This window comes from Rhodoferax sp. (genome assembly GCF_018063565.1).
GTDB lineage: Bacteria > Pseudomonadota > Gammaproteobacteria > Burkholderiales > Burkholderiaceae_C > Rhodoferax.
On sequence record NZ_JAGPBB010000044.1, the window covers coordinates 15,849 to 34,034 of the forward strand.

The 18,186-nt window shown below is 59.5% G+C and carries 15 protein-coding genes and 1 pseudogene; 7 read left to right on the forward strand and 9 right to left on the reverse strand.

What is annotated here, in order from left to right; translation table 11 throughout:
• Position 1: 1 nt before the first annotated feature.
• The 3 genes from KBF66_RS11520 to KBF66_RS11530 are packed head-to-tail and all read right to left on the reverse strand — an operon-like array spanning position 2 to position 2,822.
• Positions 2-970 carry a 2-dehydro-3-deoxygalactonokinase gene (locus KBF66_RS11520; protein ID WP_296656589.1) on the reverse strand — a complete coding sequence of 323 codons (969 nt, stop codon included), beginning with the start codon at positions 968-970 and terminating at the stop codon, positions 2-4.
• Positions 967-2,115 (reverse strand): galactonate dehydratase, encoded by a 1,149-nt coding sequence (dgoD, locus tag KBF66_RS11525; protein ID WP_296656591.1) that lies wholly within the window; start codon positions 2,113-2,115, stop codon positions 967-969. The genes KBF66_RS11520 and dgoD overlap by 4 nt, the downstream gene beginning before the upstream one ends.
• Positions 2,112-2,822: a FadR/GntR family transcriptional regulator gene (locus KBF66_RS11530; protein ID WP_296656593.1), complete on the reverse strand. Its 711-nt coding sequence runs from the start codon at positions 2,820-2,822 to the stop codon at positions 2,112-2,114. The genes dgoD and KBF66_RS11530 overlap by 4 nt, the downstream gene beginning before the upstream one ends.
• Before the next feature lie 168 nt (positions 2,823-2,990).
• Here KBF66_RS11530 and KBF66_RS11535 point away from each other — a divergent pair, with 168 nt between their 5' ends.
• The 5 genes from KBF66_RS11535 (at position 2,991) to KBF66_RS11555 (ending at position 9,410) form a co-directional block, all read left to right on the forward strand.
• Entirely contained in the window at positions 2,991-5,180 is a 2,190-nt protein-coding gene (locus KBF66_RS11535; protein WP_296656595.1) for a dihydroxy-acid dehydratase, read from the forward strand.
• Positions 5,181-5,213: 33 nt separating this feature from the next.
• Positions 5,214-6,311 carry a sn-glycerol-3-phosphate ABC transporter ATP-binding protein UgpC gene (gene ugpC / locus KBF66_RS11540; protein WP_296656597.1) on the forward strand — a complete coding sequence of 366 codons (1,098 nt, stop codon included), beginning with the start codon at positions 5,214-5,216 and terminating at the stop codon, positions 6,309-6,311.
• Between the two features lie 38 nt (positions 6,312-6,349).
• Complete coding sequence (locus tag KBF66_RS11545) at positions 6,350-7,606, forward strand: sugar ABC transporter substrate-binding protein (RefSeq protein ID WP_296656600.1); 1,257 nt, start codon at positions 6,350-6,352, stop codon at positions 7,604-7,606.
• A gap of 99 nt (positions 7,607-7,705) precedes the next feature.
• Positions 7,706-8,584: a sugar ABC transporter permease gene (locus KBF66_RS11550; protein ID WP_296656602.1), complete on the forward strand. Its 879-nt coding sequence runs from the start codon at positions 7,706-7,708 to the stop codon at positions 8,582-8,584.
• Positions 8,585-8,594: 10 nt separating this feature from the next.
• Positions 8,595-9,410, forward strand: coding sequence for a carbohydrate ABC transporter permease (locus KBF66_RS11555; RefSeq protein ID WP_296656605.1), 816 nt, complete (start codon positions 8,595-8,597; stop codon positions 9,408-9,410).
• A gap of 39 nt (positions 9,411-9,449) precedes the next feature.
• On the opposite strand, the gene KBF66_RS11560 is transcribed toward KBF66_RS11555, so the two are convergent.
• The 4 genes from KBF66_RS11560 to KBF66_RS11575 all read right to left on the reverse strand — a co-directional run bounded on the left by KBF66_RS11560 (position 9,450) and on the right by KBF66_RS11575 (position 15,287).
• A complete protein-coding gene (locus KBF66_RS11560) occupies positions 9,450-10,709 on the reverse strand; it encodes a Zn-dependent hydrolase (protein WP_296656606.1) in 1,260 nt (419 codons plus the stop codon).
• A 350-nt stretch (positions 10,710-11,059) separates the two neighbouring features.
• Positions 11,060-12,502, reverse strand: coding sequence for a dihydropyrimidinase (hydA, locus tag KBF66_RS11565; RefSeq protein WP_296656607.1), 1,443 nt, complete (start codon positions 12,500-12,502; stop codon positions 11,060-11,062).
• Between the two features lie 103 nt (positions 12,503-12,605).
• On the reverse strand, positions 12,606-13,913 hold the full coding sequence (preA, locus tag KBF66_RS11570) for an NAD-dependent dihydropyrimidine dehydrogenase subunit PreA (RefSeq protein WP_296656609.1): 1,308 nt from the start codon (positions 13,911-13,913) through the stop codon (positions 12,606-12,608).
• 15 nt (positions 13,914-13,928) lie between these two features.
• On the reverse strand, positions 13,929-15,287 hold the full coding sequence (locus tag KBF66_RS11575; RefSeq protein WP_296656610.1) for an NAD(P)-dependent oxidoreductase: 1,359 nt from the start codon (positions 15,285-15,287) through the stop codon (positions 13,929-13,931).
• 309 nt (positions 15,288-15,596) lie between these two features.
• On the opposite strand from KBF66_RS11575, the gene KBF66_RS11580 reads away from it, so the two are divergent.
• On the forward strand, positions 15,597-16,556 hold the full coding sequence (locus KBF66_RS11580; RefSeq protein ID WP_296656612.1) for a PhnD/SsuA/transferrin family substrate-binding protein: 960 nt from the start codon (positions 15,597-15,599) through the stop codon (positions 16,554-16,556).
• An 18-nt stretch (positions 16,557-16,574) separates the two neighbouring features.
• Positions 16,575-16,835: pseudogene (locus KBF66_RS19630) on the forward strand (PAS domain S-box protein); the annotation flags it as partial.
• Between the two features lie 24 nt (positions 16,836-16,859).
• On the opposite strand, the gene KBF66_RS11585 reads toward KBF66_RS19630, so the two are convergent.
• Both KBF66_RS11585 and KBF66_RS11590 read right to left on the reverse strand, forming a co-directional pair.
• Positions 16,860-17,516 (reverse strand): TetR/AcrR family transcriptional regulator, encoded by a 657-nt coding sequence (locus KBF66_RS11585; protein WP_296656615.1) that lies wholly within the window; start codon positions 17,514-17,516, stop codon positions 16,860-16,862.
• A gap of 110 nt (positions 17,517-17,626) precedes the next feature.
• On the reverse strand, positions 17,627-18,186 hold a 560-nt coding region (locus tag KBF66_RS11590), incomplete at its 5' end, for an ABC transporter substrate-binding protein (protein ID WP_296656617.1).

Below are 18,186 nucleotides of genomic sequence, written 5' to 3' on the forward strand. Positions count from 1 at the left end.
GTCACGTGTGTGGCGGCAGCACACCCGTAGCCAACGCAAAATTCCACAAGCCAGAGCTTGCGGTGTTTCCCAGCACCGCCGCCACCGGCTGGCCGAGGTAGCAAAGTGCATCGGCATAGCGTTGGCAGAGCGCCGGCTCACCAATCAGGATCAGCGGCATTGGCTCTTGCTCGTGGGCACCGGCCAGTCCCGACACCAGCTCACTGCCGATCAACAGGCCCGACAGATAGTCGGCCAGCCCAGCCGGCGGCAAACGTCCGGTCAGGCCCAGGGTTCGGGTGGCAAACATCTGATGGGTCAGATCGCCAGCGCAGCTGCGCCGCGCCTCGGTCAGGCCAAGTTCAAAGGCCGCGCGGTCGAGCGCGCGTCTGGTGCCCCGGTCCTCGGGCAACAGGCGCCCCAGGATCGAATGCTGGCACAACACGGCGAACAATTCGCCGGTCATGTAGGTCGAAAACCGCACCAGTTGGCCCTCTTTCACAAGCACCCATTTCGAATGCGTGCCCGGCAACACCATGCAGCAGCGGGCAGCCCATGACGGGTTCTCAGACAATGCACCCGCGATCTGGATCTCTTCGCCCCGCATCACATCGGGCATCTGCCCGTGGTCATCCAGCAGCAGGCCGGGGGCAATGGCCAGGTCAGGGCCGAGTCCACTGGGTACCCGAACCGGGTGCTGCGCCAGCAGCCCTATGTTGGCTGGGCAGCGCACATAAGGGGCCTCACGCCAGCCTTGCGCGCTGCCAACCATGCCACTGGCCACCATGGCAAGCGTCGGCCACCGCTGTACCCAGTCGCCGGCGATCGCTTTAAGTGCCTGTTCAAAGCCGGGCACACCGGCCTCGGGCAGGTGCTGAATGCCGTGGTCTGATTGGCGCGAGTCGACGATCCGGCCGTGCTGCATCAGAAACGCCCGCAAGCTTGAAGTCCCCCAGTCGAGGGCCAGCAGGTGGGTCGAGTTGTCGCTCACCATTCGGCCACCGCACCATCGGCATGGCGCCAGACCGGGTTGCGCCAGTCGGGTGCGGTTTTGCTACGTTCCTCGACCAGCGCCTCGTTGATCTCCACCCCCAACCCGGGTTTGGTCGGGGGCAGCATGTATCCGTCGTGAAACTGGAAGTCCCCCCTGTTGAGCACGTAGTCCAGCAACTCGGCACCCTGGTTGTAGTGGATGCCCATGCTTTGCTCCTGGAAAACGGCATTGCGCGCCACAAAGTCCACATGCAGACAGGACGCCAGCGCCAGCGGCCCCAGCGGGCAATGCGGCGCAAAACCGACATCAAAGGCTTCGGCCATGGCGGCAATCTTGTGGCATTCGGTGATGCCACCGGCGTGCGACAGATCGGGCTGCACGATCGAGATACCGCCGTTGACCAGCACCCGCTTGAAATCGAAGCGCGAAAACATGCGTTCACCAGCAGCAATCGGAATGTGCGTCATCTCGGCCAGGCGTGGATAGTATTCAGCCTGCTCGGCCAGCACCGGCTCTTCGATGAAAAGCGGCCGGTAAGGCTCAAGCTCCTTGATGAGCACGCGCGCCATCGGTGCGGCCACGCGGCCATGGAAATCGAGCCCGAATTCGATGGTGTTGCCGAACTCGGCGCGAATTTCAGACACCACCGCCACGGCCGCATCGACGGTGCGGCTGTTGTCGATCAACCCCATTTCCTCACATCCGTTTAGCTTGAAGGTGTCGAAACCGATGGCTTGCAGTTTCCGGATGTTGCTGATGACATCGGCCGGCCGGTCGCCCCCGACCCAGCTGTACATCTTCATGCGGTCGCGCACCAGGCCGCCAAGCAGCGCATAGACCGGCGCACCGAGCACTTTACCCTTGATGTCCCATAAGGCCTGGTCGATTCCGGCAATGGCGCTCATCAGAATCGGGCCACCGCGATAGAAGCCGCCGCGGTACAGCGTCTGCCAGATGTCGTTGATACGTGAAGGGTCCTGGCCGACCACGTACTCCGAGAGTTCATCGACAGCCGCTTGTACCGTTCGTGCCCGGCCCTCGATAACCGGCTCGCCCCAACCGCTCACGCCCTCGTCGGTTTCGATCTTCAGGAACATCCAGCGCGGTGCCAGGCGGTAAGTGCTCAGCTTCGTAATTTTCATGAATCCTTCTCCGTTTCAGGTGCATGCGCTTCGATCCTGCCATCGCTCCTGTTCATGTCTGAATAGGCGCGCTGCGCGGTCCGTTCGATCATGCAGCGCGAGGCCGCCTCGGCCGTGTCAGGAAGCTTACGACGGATCGCCTCAAATAAATCGCGGTGCTCCTGAATGGTCAGGGCCATGTGCTCAGCTTCACGCACGAAAGTCACATCAAAAATGGCACGCTGCAGTGCGCTGACGGCGTCGCTGAGTTGCTGCATGACCACATTGTGCGACGCAATAAGAACCGCCCGGTGGAATCGGATGTCGGCTTCATGAAAGAGATCGAGGCGCCTTGGGTTGGCGGTCATCTCGTTGAAACTGGCTTCAATATCGACCAGGTCCAGAGCCGTTGCCCGCTCCGCTGCCCAACGCGAGATGGTCGGCTCGATCAGACCCCGCACCTCAATCAACGAACAGATCAAGGTGGGGTGACTGCCGTTTTCCAGCGTCCATTCCAGCACGTCGGCATCCAGGTAATTCCAGCGTTCTGCGGGCATCACAAACAGGCCCCGATTGCGTTGCGCATCGATCAGTCGCTTGGTCGCCAGCACCTTGACGACTTCGCGAATCACATTTCTGGAGGCGCCGAATTGCTGGCACAGCTCCGCTTCTGACGGCAACGCCACGCCCGGTGCGAAATGGCCCTGCGTGATGCGCTTGCCAAACAACTGTGTCAATCGCTCCGTCTTGTTCATCGCAATGCCTCTGAATTGATTCTTGAGGGGACTCGACCGAGACTGAAAGTTCTGGGTGTTCAGTTTGTCAGACAATCAAAAATAATTGTAGTACAACGATAAATAGACGTATAGAATTTATTGCAATTCAAAGCAACGGTCATGAACTTACCTGCCAAAGTCGTCTGCAATCCGGAGTTCGCCGATCTGGTCGTCATCGAGCCTGCGAACCCCTACCGGACCTGCATCCAGGGTCTGGCCAATGAGCCGATCACGGTACAGGCGTTGCTGAGGCGCGCCCAGGAACTGCTGGGCGAGGAGGCAGACTTTCAGGGACTCGGCGACTGCTCACAAGCAGCCATCGTCGAACGCTTGGCGACCAACCGGCTGCGCGTGTGCATCATTCAGGGCTCGGCTGACCATCCGGCGCATCTGTTTGACCATGAACACGCCCTGCGCGCGGCAGCGCGCATCTGGCAAAACGGCGGCGTGCCTTTTACCTTCGGCGTGCCGGTGATCTGTGACGGCACAGCGCAAAGCAATATCGGACAAAGTTATTCGCTGGCCTCGCGCAACCAGACAGCAATGGCTGTGAACATCAATTTCGAAGGCCACAGCTACCACGCGGCCTATGTGATTGCCGGCTGTGACAAGTCGCCAGCCGGCATCCTGTCGGGGCTGGCGGCGGCTGACCGGGCCCGGCGCGAACCCGAGCGTGGCACGGCACCAGTTTGGGCCGTGTTTGTACCAGCACATGTCTTGAAGGGTGGCAGCATTCCCAAGAGCACGCGCAAGAAACTGCGTGACATCCAGGACGCTGCGCATGCCGCGGGTGATGCGCAACTGGCCAACGACATCGAAGAAAACTGCCACTACATCCTGCAATGCTCATCCGACGAGGCTTTCTTGGCGCTGCTCAATCGCGCCGTTGAGCGCGGGCTGATCGATCGGCCAGCGGCCAACGTCATCCTCAATGAACTGGCTGCTGCCACCTGCGACGACAAGGGTGGCATCTGTGCGTTCAACGGAACCGGCAACTCCTCGCGCACGTTGATGTCGGCACTGGGTCTGGTTCCTGATCAATCCGAATTACTGGTCGATGAAGCACCGACGGCGCTGGTGAGTCGCAACGTTGATCAACTGTTTCGCCTGATCAACAAGCCCGAGTTCTCGGTGTGTGAGTTGCTGGCGCAAAACTACGTCAACGCCATCCGCATCCACAATGCCACCGGCAGTTCCAGCAATCTGATGCTGCACATGCCGTGCATCATGCGTCACGCCGGTTTTGACGTCTCGCTATTTGACTACGAGCGTGTGCGTGATGCCTTTGGTGTCCCCGACATCTTTGCCCACAGCCTGACCGAAGGCCGCGACACCTTTGTTCTGGCGCAGCAGGCCCACGCTGGCCTGCACCATGGGATGACCAGCCTGTACAAGGTGCTGCAAAACCTGAACGTCCCGATGAATTGGGATGCACTCACCGTCACCGGAAAAACCTGGCTCCAGCGGGTTGCTGAGATTTCCGAAGCGGTATCGCCCGCGCTGCCCCAAGAGCGCTCGATCATCCGCATCCGGCCGGTGCGTGATCTGTCGGGCACCGACATCATGCGCGGCAATTTTTTCTCGTCCTGCACACTGAAGGTTGCGGGCATGTCGACCGAGTCTTACCAGCGTTTCAATGGTCGCGTTTTCTTGGTACGCTACTACGATAACGAGATGCCGTGCAACCGCGAGCTGAGTTCCGGCAATCTGGTTGACAACCTGTGCCAGATGCCGGAGCTGACACCGGAACTGTTGGCCGCTTTGCGGCGCAACCACGAGGCGCCGCCCGACGAAGACGTTTTGACCATGGTCAAGAATGGCAACCTGGCTTTCGCCTTCGTGATTGCTGGCCAGGGCCCGAAGGCCTTTGGCATGCCCGAACTGTTTGCACCGAGCCAATACCTGCGCCACCATGGCGTGGTGGAACGCACCTCGATGATGATCACCGACGGTCGCTACTCGGGTGTCACCAAGGGGGCCTGCGTCGGCCACATGGTGCCCGAGGCCTACGAAGGTGGCGGCATCGGCGCCTTGGCCAATGGCGACCTGCTCTGGGTCCGCCTGTCCGACAAGCGCATCGATTTGCTGGATCGCGCCGCCTTTCTGCGCGGTGAACTCACCCCAATGGCTGGTGCGCCAATGGACGAACGCTCCGCACTGGTCGCGCAACGACGTGCCGCCATCGAACATCGCCAACGTCAAATTGCCGCTTGCAGCCTCTTGGACAATGTGACAGATGCCGAGTATGGCGTGGTGCCTTTGGCAGTGCACCGGCGAGCAACCACCCCGTGGACACCGAACAGCCATTAAACCTGGGGCGACTTGAAGAAGGAGTTATCGCATATGGCCAAAGTCACTTTGAAAAACGTCGTCAAACGCTACGGATCGGTGCCCGTCGTCAACGATCTTTCGATCGAGATCCAGGACAAGGAGTTCGCCGTGTTGGTGGGCTCTTCGGGCTGTGGCAAGTCGACCGCCTTGCGCATGATCGCTGGACTGGAAACCATCACATCCGGTGAAATTTGCATTGGTGACACGCTGGTCAACGATCTGGCACCCAAGGATCGCGACATCGCCATGGTGTTCCAGAATTACGCCCTGTACCCGCACATGAATGTGCGCGAAAACATGGGATTTGGTCTGAAGATTCGCCAGTTCTCTGACGCCGAGATCGACGCCCGGGTGCAGGAGGCCGCCGACATTCTTGGACTGGGCGAACTGCTGGATCGCAAGCCCAAAGAACTCTCCGGTGGCCAGCGCCAGCGCGTGGCAGTAGGCCGCGCTATCGTGCGCAAGCCCAAGGTGTTCCTGTTTGACGAGCCCCTTTCCAATCTGGACGCCAAGCTGCGTGTTGCAATGCGTGCTGAAATCAGCAAACTGCATCGCCGCCTGGGTGCCACCATGATTTATGTCACTCATGATCAGGTTGAGGCCATGACCATGGCTGACCGCATCTTCATCATGAACCAGGGGGTTGTGCAGCAAAGCGGCGCGCCAATGGAAGTCTATGCCCAGCCGGTCAACCGTTTCGTTGCCGGCTTCATCGGCTCGCCCGCAATGAACTTTTTCGACGTCCGTCTGGTCAATGAGGCCGGTCAATTGTTCATCGATGGCGGCAGCTTCCGTGTTGCCGTGCCTGAAGCTTTCCGTGCCGTTCTGGTTGCGCATGCGGGCAAAGAGCTGGTCTTCGGTGTTCGCCCGGAGGACATTGCGCTGCATCAACCAGGTGACGATGCCAGCAGCACCGTCAGCGCCAGAGCCGAGGTGGTCGAGTTGCTCGGCTCCGAGATCTTTGCGCACCTGAGTTGCGGCGCACATGCGCTGGTGGCTCGTATGCCTGTGCCGAAACAGCCGATCGGTGTCGGCGACGCGATTCAGATCGATTTCAAGATGGCCAATACGCACGTGTTTGACAAGAGCACGTCAGACGCCATCGTTTAGGGTGGGTGGTTTTTTATTCTTTTAACCTGGAGATTCTCATGAAATACAAACTGTCAAAAATCGGGTTCGCACTGTCTTCATTGTGCCTCTGTGCAGGTGCCATGGCGCAATCAGGTGAGATCCGCGTGCTGGTGGCCAACCACCCTTATGGTGAATTGCTCAAGCAGTCAATTCCACAGTTCGAGAAAAGCACCGGCATCAAGGTCAACGTCGAAAGCCTGCAGGAAGGCCAGCTGACGCAAAAGCTCACCACCGAATTCGCCACCAAGTCTTCTACCGTCGACGTCTTCATGACACGCCCGCTGCAAGAAGGCAAGATGTTCTCGAAAAACGGCTGGTACGAGCCGCTGAGCAGCTACGACTTCGGTGACTATCCGAAAAACATCATGGACGCCGCCTCGTTTGGCGGCAAGCCCTACATCGTTCCGCTGGTCACCGAATGGCAGGTGCTCTACTACCGTAAGGACCTGCTGCAACAGGCAGGGCTGAAAGTGCCGACCACCTTCGATGAACTCGAGGCGGCCGCCCAGAAGCTCAATTCCGAGAGTGTTGCCGGCTTTGCCTCGCGCGGCAAGGGTGCCGCCGCAGTTACCCAACTTTCGAGCTACGTATTCAACTATGGTGGGCAGTACCTCGACAAAGGCACAGCGGTCTTTAACTCCAAGCCGGCCATCGACGCAACGCGTTTTTACGGCAAACTGCTTGGCAACTACGGCCCCAAAGGCGTGACGTCGATGTCCTGGGAAAACATCATGCCCTTGTTCCAGGCCGGCAAGGTCGCGATGTGGACCGACGCCTCGGTGTTCTATGGCCAGATCGTTGATCAGTCCAAGACCCAAATCCCGGTGGCCAATTTCGATATTGCCAACTTCCCGGCCGGACCCAAGACCAATGCGCCTTTCATCGTCTCGTCCTGGGGCATCTCGGTGGCCAATCAGTCGAAGAAAAAAGACATGGCCATGAAGTTCCTGAACTGGGCGTCGAGCAAGGAAATGGCCATCAAAGGCATGATGGACAACATCACCATGGCACGATCGTCGGTGTGGGATGACCAGGTTGTGCGCAGCAAGATGAATCCGGGTCTGATCCAGACGCGCGTCTTTGCTGCCAAGAACGGCACACCGGTGGACCGCCCCTACATGAGCGCGGTGGGTGAAGCGCGTGACCTGATCGGCGAAGTGATCATTGAGTCGATCAATACCAAGGGAACCTCTGCCAAGCTTGAGCAGCTCGCCGCAGAAAAAGTCAAGCGGGTCAATGAGCTGTTGCAGGACAGCGGCGAATACGGCAAATAAGCCCCCTTGCCGCTTGACTGGTACGCGCGTCGCTCTGGGTAGACGGCACGCGTGCCAGGTCAAGATCGCTCAACAGAAATTTCGCGTAGAGGGTCAGCCATGATTCAGTCAAGCTTTACCGAACGGAACCTGCGGATCTTGTTTCCGCTTCCGGCCATCGTTTTCATCGCGTTGCTGATGGTGTTTCCGATTCTCTACACCCTGTACCTGAGCTTTACCAACTGGAATCTCACCTCCGGAATGGAGCCGTCTTTTGTTGGTCTCAACAGCTATCTGCGCGTTTTTTCCGAGCCACGTTTCCTGCAAGCCCTGGGTCGAACCTTCACGTTCACGCTGTTTGCCGTGGCGATCGAGGTCGTGCTGGGCGTTGCCATCGCGCTGATTCTCAACCGGGCTTTTGTCGGCAAGGGCATCGCCAAGCTGTTGCTGTTGCTGCCGCTGGTGGCCACACCGGTCGCGGTGGGCATCGTCTTCAATCTTTTTTACGATCCAACCATCGGCCTGCTCAATTTCGCCCTCAATTCGCTTGGTCTACCGCAGGGTCGCTGGGTGTCGAGCGAAAACTCCGTCATTGCGTCGCTCGTGTTGGTCGATGTCTGGCAGTGGACACCCATGATCACCCTGATTGTGCTGGCAGGCCTGGCCGGTCTGTCGGAAGAGCCGGTCGAAGCCGCGCGCGTGGACGGCGCCAGCGAATGGCAGATTCTGCGCTATGTCACCATCCCGATGGTCATGCCGGTCATTCTGACAGCGATGATTCTGCGTCTGATCGATGCACTGAAGACTTTTGACATCATCTTCGCGATGACCGGTGGTGGCCCTGGTTATGCGTCCGAGACGCTCAACATCATGGGCTTCAAGTACAGTTTCGAGTACTTCCGCATGGGCCAGTCGTCGGTCATTCTGGTGGCGCTTTTCCTGGTGGTGCTGCTGTGTAGCCTGGGCATCATGAAGCTGCGCGCATCGAGCGAAAACTGAAGGAGAGGCCATGAAAAAAAAGCTTCTGAACACCGTTTTGTTCTACCTGCTGGTCCTGACCATTGCGCTGATTGTGTTGTTTCCGTTCCTGTGGATGCTGACTTCATCGTTCAAAACACAGGTGGACATCATTTCCTGGCCCCCCAAACTGTTTTTCGAGCCGACGCTGCAAAATTACCGAAAGGTCTTTGAGGAACAGGACTTCCTGAAGTATTTCCTGAACTCGACCATCGTCGGCGTGATGGCGGTTGGCTTGTCCCTGTTGCTGGGACTTCCGGCGGCCTACTCGATTTCGCGCTTCACGCAGAAGAGGCTGGCCCTTTTTATTCTGCTGGCGCGCCTGATGCCCGGTATCTCGTTCCTGATGCCCTGGTACATCATTTTCTCGCGCCTAGACTTGATGGACAGCTATGTCGCACTGGTACTCTCGCACATGCTGATTGCACTGCCGATCGTGGTCTGGATCATGACCACCTATTTCGGCAACATTCCGCGTGAGCTTGAAGAATCTGCCATGGTCGACGGTGCCACCCGACAGATGGCGTTTCTGAAGATCATCCTGCCTCTTTCCGGCCCCGGCATCATCACAGCCACCACGCTGTCGTTCATCTTTTCGTGGAACAACTTCATGTTCTCGCAAGTGCTCAGCATGGAGCGGACCAAAACCTTACCGATTGCCGTTTACAACTTCCTGTCCTATGCCGAGGTCGACTGGGGTGGTGTGATGGCGGCGGCCGTAGCCATCATGGCCCCGGCGATCGTTCTGACGATGATTTTCCAGAAATACGTGGTCAAGGGTCTGACGATGGGTGCTGTCAAAGGTTAGTTCGCGTGACAAACTCTGGCACCAACGTGAAGCCCACCCTTACACGACCCCGGCGCGCTCCAGCATCGCGTGCAGCAGCACGTTGCAGCCGGCTGTGATGTGCTCGGGGGTGGCGGATTCGATCTCGTTGTGGCTGATGCCGTTGAGGCAGGGGATAAAGATCATGCCAGTGGGGGCGAGTTTGGCCATGTACACCGCGTCGTGCCCGGCGCCGCTGACCACCGGCATGTTCGAGTAACCCAACTTTTGCGCTGCCCTTGCCACCGCACCCTTGCAATCGTCGTGAAAAGCCTGCGCCGGGTAGCTGGAGACCAGGTCAATCTGGATGCCCAGACCCGTTTTGGTGCTCAGGCTGGCCGCAAATGCCTTGACCTCGTCGGCCATCTGGTCCACCAACGCGTCGGTGGCGTTGCGCAGGTCGATGCTGAACTTGACGCGCCCGGGGATCACGTTGCGGCTGTTCGGAAACACCTGCACCATGCCGACCGTGCCGCGCCCATGCGGCGCGTGACGCAGCGCGGTGGTCACCACCTCTTGCATGATGTGGGTGGCGACTTGCATCGCATCCTTGCGCAGCGCCATGGGCGTGGGGCCGGCGTGGGCTTCCATGCCGGTGACGGTGCAGTCAAACCAGCGGATGCCCAGCACGCCCTGCACGACGCCGATGGTCACGTCGTTGTCTTCAAGCACCGGGCCTTGTTCGATGTGGGTTTCGAAAAACGCGCCAATCGGGTGGTCACCGGGTTCCTCCGAACCGACGTAGCCGATGCGTTTGAGTTCTTCACCCACCGATTTGCCGTCGATGTCTTTGGCCGCGTAGGCGTGCTCCAGGGTGAAGGCTTTCGCAAACACGCCCGAGCCCATCATCACCGGCACAAAGCGTGAGCCTTCTTCGTTGGTCCAGAAGCTGACCTCAACCGGGGCTTCGGTCTCAATGCCGTGGTCGTTGAGCGTGCGCATCACTTCCAGGCCAGCGAGCACGCCGTAGTTGCCGTCAAACTTGCCGCCGGTGGGTTGGGTGTCGACGTGGCTGCCGGTGACGATGGGCGGTAACGCGTTGTTTCTGCCTGCGCGGCGCATGAAGCCGTTGCCGATTTTGTCAATGGTCACAGTCAGACCGGCTTCGCGGCCCCACTTTGTGACCAGATCACGGCCCTGTTTGTCGAGGTCGGTCAGCGTCAGGCGGCAGACACCGCCTTTGGGGGTGGCACCGATTTTGGCGAGTTCCATAAGGCTGTCCCACAGGCGCTGGCCGTTGATGCGCAGGGTGCTGAGGTCGGTGGTTGTTGTTGTCGTCATGTTGGGCTCCTGGAAGTCATGTGTTTTTGGGCTGGCTACCAGCCGGGGTGGGGAATGCCGGGGGACCTCATACTGGGGTACCAGAAATCGGCCCCCCGGCATTCCCCACCCCGGCAGAAGCGATAACGGAGTTTTGCGAATGAACGAAAACTCCGACGGATCTGTATGGGCAATTTGGCTGTTTTCTTGCGCACCAACCAAGGTTCAAGGCTGGGCGGGCAATGGCCGGGGGCCGATTTCTGGTACCCCAGTATGAGGCCCCCGGCCATTGCCTTCCCAGCCAAGTCACCACATGAGCGCAACGAAAACTGGCACCCGGAATTCATCGACACGACCAACAGCTATCTGGCTCAGCGAACAACAGCCGACGCAGCCAGCACATCCGCGCGCAGCTTGCTCGCCGTGAAATTGGCGTTGAACGCCGGTCGCTTGATGTAACGGCCCGCACCCACCTCCGCCCGCAAATCGCCCTGCACAAATACCAACTTGCCCTGGCTGAGCGTGTGGCTAGGGATGCCGCGCACGGTGCGGCCCTCGAACACGTTGTAGTCGCCCTTGCTGAACTGGGTTTTGGCAGAGAGCGTTTTGGTGCCCGACGGGTCCCACACCACCAGGTCGGCATCGGCGCCCACCGCCACACAGCCCTTGCGCGGGTAGAGGTTGAACAGCTTGGCGGTGTTGGCCGATGTCACGGCAACAAACTCGCTGGGCGTGAGGCGACCGGTGTTGACACCTTCGTCCCACACCACCGCCATACGCTCTTCCACGCCACCGCAGCCGTTGGGAATCTTGGCAAAGTTGTCGGCGCCCGCCGCTTTTTGCGATGCGCAGAAGGTGCAATGGTCCGTGGCCGTGGTGTGCAAATTGCCGCTTTGCAGGCCGCGCCACAGCGCTTCCTGATGTGCCTTGGGGCGAAACGGCGGGCTCATCACATGCGCGGCGGCCGTCGCGAAGTCGGGGTGGCGGTACACGCTGTCGTCCACCGCCAGGTGGCCGGCCAGCACCTCGCCATACACACGCTGGCCGCGGGCACGGGCACGGGCGATCGCGTCGGCAGCCTCGATGCAGCTCACATGCACGATGTAAATCGGCACATTGAGCACATCGGCAATGGCGATGGCGCGGTTGGCGGCTTCGCCTTCCACCACGGGCGGGCGTGACAGCGGGTGGCCTTCAGGGCCAGTGATGCCGCGCTCAAGCACCTGTTTTTGTAACAAGAACACCAGTTCGCCGTTTTCGGCGTGCACGGTGGGCATGGCACCGAGCTCAAGTGCGCGGCTGAAGCTGTTGACCAGCGTTTCGTCGTCACACATGATGGCGTTTTTGTAGGCCATGAAGTGCTTGAAGCTGTTCACGCCCTCTTCATTGACCAGCGTACCCATGTCACGTTTGACGGACTCGTCCCACCAGGTGACGGCGACGTGAAAGCCGTAGTCTGCCGCCGACTTTTCAGCCCAGCCACGCCAGGTGTGGTAGGCCTCCATCAGCGACTGCTGCGGGTTGGGGATGACAAAGTCGATGATGCTGGTGGTGCCGCCCGCCAGGCCCGCCGCGGTGCCGGTAAAGAAGTCGTCCATCGTCACCGTGCCCATGAACGGCAGCTGCATGTGCGTGTGCGGGTCGATGCCGCCGGGCATCACATACTGGCCACCGGCATCGATGACTTGCGCACCAGCGGGGGCTTCCAGGTCCGGCCTGACCGCCACAATTTTGCCGTCTTGCGTCAGCACATCAGCTTGGAAGGCGTGATCGGCATTGACGACGGTGCCGCCGCGAATCAGAATGGAAGACATCAACTACTCCTATAGTAATAGCATTAAAATCAATAAGCAACAGTGCTATCGCCTGATTTTCGGTAATTTACATCACTGATGGAATGACCGCAGCAGGTAAAGTTTACGTCGCTCGACACGCCGGGTTATTGGGGTGCGTCGTCCAGTCCGCATGGGCACCGCTCACCAACTTGCCTGTGCGCGCATCAGCTTCGCCCGGTGCCACGCTGCGCAGTGTGATGCACTCGGGCACCGGGCACACCAGGGTGCACAGGTTGCAGCCCACACATTCCGCCTCGTTCACTTCAAAATGCCGTTTGCCGTCTTTCTCAAAGCTGATGGCCTGGTGCGAGGTATCTTCACAGGCGATGTGGCAGCGCCCGCACTGGATGCAAGTACTCTGGTTGATCACTGCCTTGCTGATGTGGTTGAGGTTAAGGTTTTTCCAATCCGTGACGCTCGGCACAGCGCGACCCCTGAAATCGTCGATGCTGGCAAAGCCCATCTCGTCCATGTAGTTGGACAAGCCATCGCTCATCTCTTGGACGATCTTGAAACCGTACACCATGGCGGCGGTACACACCTGCACGTTGCCAGCGCCCAAGGCGATAAAGTCAAACGCATCACGCCAGTTGCCTACACCACCAATCCCGGAAATCGGCAAGCCTCTGGTCGCCGGGTCGCGGGCAATTTCAGCCACCATGTTCAGGGCAATGGGTTTGACAGCCGGACCGCAATAGCCACCGTGCGAGCCTTTGCCACCGGTGCTGGGCGTCATGGTCAGGCTGTACGGGTCTACACCCATGATGGAATTGATGGTGTTGATGAGTGACACCGCGTCTGCGCCGCCATGCTTGGCCGCGCGCGCGGGCAGGCGGATGTCGGTGATGTTGGGGGTGAGCTTGACGATGACGGGCAGACTGCTGTACTGCTTGCACCAGGCGGTCACCATCTGGATGTACTCGGGCACCTGACCCACGGCCGCGCCCATGCCGCGTTCACTCATGCCATGCGGGCAGCCAAAGTTGAGTTCAATACCGTCGCAGCCGGTGTCTTGCACGCGCGGCAGGATGGACTTCCAGGCTTCTTCATTGCACGGCACCATCAGCGACACCACCACCGCGCGGTCGGGCCAGTGACGTTTGACCTCGGTGATCTCACGCAGGTTCAAGTCCAGATCACGGTCGGTGATGAGTTCGATGTTGTTAAAGCCGATCAACCGCCGGTCTGGGGTCAGGAGGCCGCCGTACCTGGGGCCGTTTACATTGACCACCGGCGGGCCGGCCTCTCCCAGGGTCTTCCAGACCACACCACCCCAGCCGGCTTCAAACGCACGATAGACGTTGTAAGCCTTGTCGGTGGGCGGCGCTGAGGCCAGCCAGAACGGGTTGGGGCTGCAAATGCCGACAAAGTTGGTTTTCAGGTTCGCCATGGTGCGCTTTCCGATTCAATGATTCATGAGCTGGGAATGAATGGCATGGGCCGCGAGCTTGCCGTGCTGCACCGCCTCCACCGTCAAGTCCAGCCCGCCAGCGCGGCAGTCACCACCAGCCCAGATGCCAGGTTTGCTGGTCTGGCCATTGGCGTCGGTGGCGATCCGTCCGCCTTGCAGTTCAAAATCAGCTTGCGCCAGCAGCGGGTTGCCCAGCGTCTGACCGATGGCCTTGAGCACCATGTCCGCCTCGATCACCAGGGTTTCACCGGTGGCAACCAGCCTGTCACCCGCCATTTTCTGCCGAGCAAAACGCACACCACCAGCGTATCTGGGGTCGAAACTATTGGGCAACACTTCAACCGGCGCCAGCCAATGATGGATCGTGACCCCGTGGGTTTGAGCCCATTCCTGTTCCGCCTTGGAAGCGCCCATGGCCTGCGGCCCGCGCCGGTACACCATGTGTACGTCCTGCGCCCCCAGCAGCTTGGACTGCACCGCAGCATCCACGGCGGTCATGCCACCACCAATGACCACCACCTGGCGGCCGATCGGCAAGGTGGCCAGATCTTCCGACTGACGCAGCGTGGCGATGAAGTCAACCGCGTCCTGCACGCCGTACAGCGCTTCGCCGAGCACGCCAAGCTGGTGCGTATTGGGCAGGCCCATGCCCAGAAACAGGGCATCAAAGTCGTTTTGCAGTGCGTGCAACTGCGCGACCGACTCCAATCGCCAGCTATGCCGCAGCTCGATACCGCCGATGCCCAACAACCACTGCACTTCAGCCTGTGCAAAATTATTGGGAGTTTTGTAGCTGGCCAGACCATATTCATTGAGTCCACCGGCCTTGGGCTTGGCATCGAAGATCACCACCTGATGCCCCAACCGTGCCAGACTGTGTGCGCACGACAACCCGGCCGGGCCAGCGCCCACCACCGCCACTCTTTTGCCCGAGACGGCAGCACGGGTAAAGATCTGCGGCTGAGCGCCCTCCATCAGCGCATCCACCGCATGGCGCTGCAGGCGACCGATCGCCACCGGCCTGCCCTCCTGGGTGTTGCGCACACACACCGCTTCACACAGGTTCTCTGTCGGGCAAACCCGGGCACACATGCCACCCAGGGGATTGGCCTCAAGAATTACCTGGGCCGAACCGCGCAGGTTGCCATCCGCGATGCGGCGAATGAAAGACGGCACGTCGATGTGGGTCGGGCAGGCCGTCGCACATGGCGCGTCAAAACAGTAGAGGCAGCGCTCGGCCTCCAAAACCGCCTGGGCCGCCGTCAGGCGCGGGCTGGCGTCGGCAAAGCGTTGGGCATAGTCACCGGCATCAAGCCGGCCAGGTCGAATATCGGGCGCAAGGGAAATGGACACGAGGACAACTCCTGTGAATTAATTGACCATTTGGTCAGGATATTCCAGTCGATGCTAGCAAGCCATATGCCAGGGCGTCACTAGGGGTGAACCCTGAGGTTGTGGCACGCCGGTAAATTGGGAGATCCAGCAGCATGGTAGGCCCGGCTGTGGGTCACACCGAGCAAGTTGACGATTCAATGAATGCGCGCCCCTACAGGTCCTGCCTATTGGCTGAAATACGAATCGCCGGAGAGTCGCGAGAAGGACTTTGGGGCCGGACAATATTGCGCTGGTCGCTACCAACTTTGACATGTCCACCAGATCAAGATGACCATGATCAATGTCAAAACCCACAGTTCAGTCTACCTGAACGTACTCAATGGTTTGACCGATGCGGCAGGCGGTGTGGAGAAGACCCGCGCCGAACAAGATGAAGCCATTCAACACGCTTTGAAGGTCGTTTACACCACGCGCGATATGCCCTCTCATCCCATTGCGGCACATCCCCGGGTCAAGAAAGAGGTTTACGAAAAATTCAGGCAAAGTTTTCTTGATCTGGCGGCCACGCCCATCGGCAAGAAATGGCTGGAAGATGTGCCCATGACCGACACTGTCGCCACCTCCATCGACGATTATCTGGTCATGCGCAAATGGGGGCTGGAGTCCTATTGGGTGGGTGACAAGAAGTGGCTGCCCATGTCACTTCGGTTCAAGCTGCTGATCCCGCTGGTCTTGGCGAGCCTGATGGCTTTGGCCTATCTGCACCTGGATACGGTGGTCGAAGGCTTGGTGCGCTTGATGCTGACCCAGCAGCTCGACCTGGTCCATGAGAACCTGGACGCACTGCGCCAGAACAACCCGCAATGGCAGTTCATCCTGCTGACCAACCGGGACGGCAAGCAGCTGTTTCCACGGCGCCTGGGCGTCGCGACACCTGAACCGTCCACAAAGCCTTCCGTGCAAGTGCTGGAGAAAGACATCGCGGCTTTTGGCAAGGTCATAGGCAAGCTGACGGTGCATGTGGCCTATGCGACGCGGCTGACAGAAATCAAGGTGCAACAGAGCCGACTCACGCTGTTACTGGAGGTGACCATTGTTTGGCTGGCCCTGACCTGGCTTGGCACACTGGAAATTGCCGTTGTGCAGCCTTTGAAGCGTTTGTCCGAAGCCGCTGCGTCACTGGCAATTCAGCGGTTTGATACCGTTCTGCCTCAACGCGGAAGCGATGAGGTGGGCCAGCTGGTGGGTAGTTTCTCAGCCATGCGCGAGGACATTCGGACCGCATAGGACGCCCTTCGACGTTACAAAGCCATCCTAGACTCCAGTGCAGATGCCATTATTGGCAATGCGCTGGACGGCACGATTTCGAGCTGGAACCACGGTGCCGAGACACTTTTTGGTTACTCGGCCGCTCAGGCCATCGGCCAACCAATGTGGATGTTAGGCCCTGAATTCGCAGGGGAAGAGGTCGACATCCTTTCGCACCTCACCAAAGGCGAAAAGTATGAAGCCAAAGCCGCAGGACGCAACACCGTGCGATTTCATTCTGAGGCCAAGGCGGCGTAGCCGGGCGAGACCTGTCGGGAGTTTTCAAGCCAGCCCACAACCGCGCAGAATCAGGCCGACCACATGCTCGGTCGCGCGCTGGTGGTCAGGTGGCGTCAAGACGGTCGCGCCCAACACGGCACACACCTGAACCTCAAAATCGGCATAGGTCTGGGTGGCCGCCCAGATGGTGAAAAACAAGTGCACCGGATCGACCGGTGCCATGCGACCGTCGGCGATCCATTGGGAAAAAACTGCCGCTTTGCACAACACCAGTTGGCGCAAGTCGGTCGCGAGCAGGGTTTTGACCACTGGCGCCCCGTGCAACAGCTCGTTGGCAAAGACGCGCGACGCGTGGGGGCGCTGAATCGACAAGGTCATCTTGGCGCGGATATAGGCCTCAATCGCCGCTTTGGGATCAGCCTGCGGCGTGATGACTTCGGTTGGGGCCAGCCAGTCTTGCAGGGTCTGTGCCAACACAGCACGGTACAAGTCCTGTTTGGCACCAAAGTAATAGTGCAAATTGGCTTTCGGCAATGCGGCTTCTTCGGCAATGGCAGCCATGGTGGCACCACCAAAACCGGCACCGGCAAATATGCGCTCGGCTGCCGCCAGGATGCGTGCCTCGTTGGCCTGACGAATCTGACCCTTCAGTGTTGCAACTTCACCGTCCGCCGGTGTCGCGTTGTCGGGTGTTGACATGGATAAACGGCGAAGCAGTCCCAGCGGCGTCCCTGCGATGCTGGCCACAGTCCGGACGCTGATGACCGGCACTCCGGATCAAGTCAGAAGTGCCTGGCCAACGCACCGGTCTATTTGGCAGCCGCTTCCCAGACAGCGTGGGTATAGGCCGCTTTGCCCGGATCTTTTTTGATCACCGGTGAGCTGCCCGCCGCCAGCAGCACTTTCACAGTGCGCTCGTAGGCGCTAGGCTCTAGGTAGCCAATCTTGGCCGTGCCGGCGTTGGTGATGAGCTTGGCCACGTTTTCCATCTGGCGTTTTTGCACCGCTTCGGTGGCACTACCCGAGGCGTCGGCGGCCACCACAATCTTGGCCGCACCCGCGGGGTCTTTGACCGCGTCGTTCCAGCCCTTGAACGTGGCCTTGAGGAACTTGCCCATGCGCGCCACAAAGGCCGGGTCTTTGAGCTTGGCTTCCAGCACATACAGGCCGTCTTCGAGCGAGGCCACGCCTTCTTTTTCGTAGAAGAAGGTGACCAAGTCAGCCTCTTTCACGCCCGCATCGACCACCTGCCAGTACTCGTTGTAAATCATGGTCGAGATGCACGCGGCCTGGTTTTGCAACAGCGGGTCGACGTTAAAGCCTTGTTTCAGAATCTTGATGTCGGTGCCCGGCTTGTAGCCCAGTTTGG